The organism is Mesorhizobium sp. M7A.F.Ca.CA.002.09.1.1, assembly GCF_003998555.1.
Lineage (GTDB): Bacteria > Pseudomonadota > Alphaproteobacteria > Rhizobiales > Rhizobiaceae > Mesorhizobium > Mesorhizobium ciceri.
This window is the reverse complement of sequence record NZ_RZRR01000870.1, coordinates 1-2,341: the sequence shown is the minus strand read 5'-3', so window position 1 is coordinate 2,341 and position 2,341 is coordinate 1. Positions and strand designations below refer to the sequence as shown.

Sequence of the window (2,341 nt, the reverse complement as noted above, 5' to 3'; positions counted from 1 at the left end):
CGTTCGGCGCGACCCAAGGATGACTGTGATGATACTCAGGCTGGAAAACGTTTCGAAGTCCTTCGGCGCCCTGAAGGTTGCGGATTCCGTGACCGTCAGCGTGCCGCGCGGCGAAGCGCTGGGCATTATAGGCCCGAACGGCGCGGGAAAATCGACGCTCTTCAACCTGATCACCGGAAACTTGTTTGCAAATGAGGGCCGCATCGAATTCCTCGGCCGCGACGTGACCCGCGCTCCGGCCATGGAGCGGGTGCGCATGGGCGTCGGCCGCAGCTTCCAGATTCCGCAGCCTTTCGAGGGGCTGACCGTGTTCGAGAATCTCTTGACCGCCGCCGCCTTCGGCCGCGGCGGACGCGAGGCCGAGATGGTCGAGGATTGCGCTGGTATCCTCGAGGCGACGGAGCTCCTCAGGAAAGCCAATTTCGTGGCCGGCTCGTTGAGCCTTCTCGACCGCAAGCGCCTGGAACTCGCCCGCGCCTTGGCGACAGGCCCCGAACTTCTGCTTCTGGACGAGATCGCGGGCGGTCTGACGGAGGGCGAATGCAAGGCCCTGGTCGCGACGATCAGAGCCATCCACGCGAGGGGGACCACCATCATCTGGATCGAGCATGTGCTGCATGCCCTGAATTCGGTGGTCGAGCGGCTCCTCGTGCTGGATTTCGGGCGCGTGATCGGGATCGGCGCGCCTGATGAGATCATGGCCTCGAAGGCGGTTCGCGAAATCTATCTGGGGCTCGAGGTCTGATGCTGGAAACGCGCGGCCTCACCGCGAATTACGGCCAGTTCCGGGCACTGTTCGGTGTGGATATCACCGTGGCCGCGGGCGAATGCGTGGCGATCATCGGCGCCAACGGCGCCGGCAAATCCACGCTGATGCGCTCGATCACCGGCGTGATCGGCAACGCGCCCGGCATGGTGCTGCACAGGGGCGAGCCGATCGGCGCGCTGTCTTCGGCCGAGATCATGAAGCGCGGCATCGCCATGGTGCCGGAGGGGCGCCGGCTGTTCCCTTCGCTCACCGTCGAGGAAAATCTGCTGGTCGGCGGGCAGGCGCGTAAGGTGCAGGGGCCGTGGAGCCTCGACGCGGTCTATGACCTTTTCCCGATCCTGGGCGAGCGGCGCAAGAGCCCCGGTACCGCGCTCTCGGGTGGCCAGCAGCAGATGGTGGCGATCGGCCGGGCGCTGATGTCGAACCCCGAATTGCTGCTTTGCGACGAGATCAGCCTCGGCCTCGCGCCCGTCGTCATCCGCGATATCTACGCAGCACTTCCCAGGATCCGCCAAGGCGGCGCCGCGATCGTGCTGGTGGAGCAGGATATCGGCAAGGCGCTGGCAGTGGCCGACCGCGTCTACTGCATGATGGAGGGTCGCGCCACGCTGGCCGCCAGGGCGGCCGAGGTCACGCGCGAAGATATCCACTCTGCCTATTTCGGAGTGGCGGCATGACGCGGGAACCAAGGCTCGGTCGTCTGCTCGCACAGCACCCTTGTGGCCTGATCGAGGTGGCGCGGCGATGATCTGGCTGGACACCCTCGTGCAAGGGATTCTGCTGGGCGGGCTCTATGCCCTGTTTGCAGCAGGGTTGAGCCTCGTCTTCGGCATCATGCGGCTGGTGAACCTAGCCCATGGCGACCTCATCATTCTTGCCGCTTATCTGGTTTTGATGGGCGTCACGCTGCTCGGCTTGTCGCCCTGGATCGCTGCCCTGATTGCCATGCCCGTGATGTTCGGGCTCGGCTGGCTGCTGCAGGCCGCCGTCCTGAACCGCGTGCTGGGCAAGGACATCCTGCCGCCGCTTCTGGTCACGTTCGGCCTGTCGGTCGCCTTGCAGAACGGCCTGCTCGAGGCCTTCTCCGCCGACAGCCGCCGCATTCCGGTGGGCGCGTTGGAAGGGGCATCGCTCGATCTAGGGCTGGTCACGGTTGGGATCATGCCGTTGATGACCTTTGCCTCGGCGATCGTGACGATCATTGCGCTCAACGCGCTCTTTTACCACACCGCCCTCGGCCGTGCCTTCCGCGCCACCTCGGACGACGCCGTGACGGCGGGGCTGATGGGGATAGAGCCGAAGCGGATTTTCGCGATCGCCACCGGGATCGCCATGGTCGTGGTGACGCTGGCGGCGCTCTATCTCGGCATGCGCGCGAACTTCGATCCTTCGATCGGACCGGCGCGGCTGATCTATGCCTTCGAGGCGGTGATCATCGGCGGCCTCGGCAGCCTGTGGGGGACGCTTGCCGGCGGGATCATCATCGGGGTGGCGCAAACGTTTGGCGCCGCGCTCAATCCGGAATGGCAGATCCTGGCCGGCCACATCGCCTTCCTGGCCGTGATGCTGCTC

At 65.4% G+C, this 2,341-nt stretch carries 3 protein-coding genes; all 3 read left to right on the top strand.

From position 1 onward, the window contains the following. Positions 1-28: 28 nt before the first annotated feature. Positions 29-745 carry an ABC transporter ATP-binding protein gene (locus EN994_RS27600; protein ID WP_063170177.1) on the top strand — a complete coding sequence of 239 codons (717 nt, stop codon included), beginning with the start codon at positions 29-31 and terminating at the stop codon, positions 743-745. Beyond that, entirely contained in the window at positions 745-1,446 is a 702-nt protein-coding gene (locus EN994_RS27595; protein ID WP_063167500.1) for an ABC transporter ATP-binding protein, read from the top strand. The genes EN994_RS27600 and EN994_RS27595 overlap by 1 nt, the downstream gene beginning before the upstream one ends. Before the next feature lie 67 nt (positions 1,447-1,513). Continuing rightward, the coding region (locus EN994_RS27590) for a branched-chain amino acid ABC transporter permease (protein ID WP_164746250.1) at positions 1,514-2,341 on the top strand (828 nt) is incomplete at its 3' end.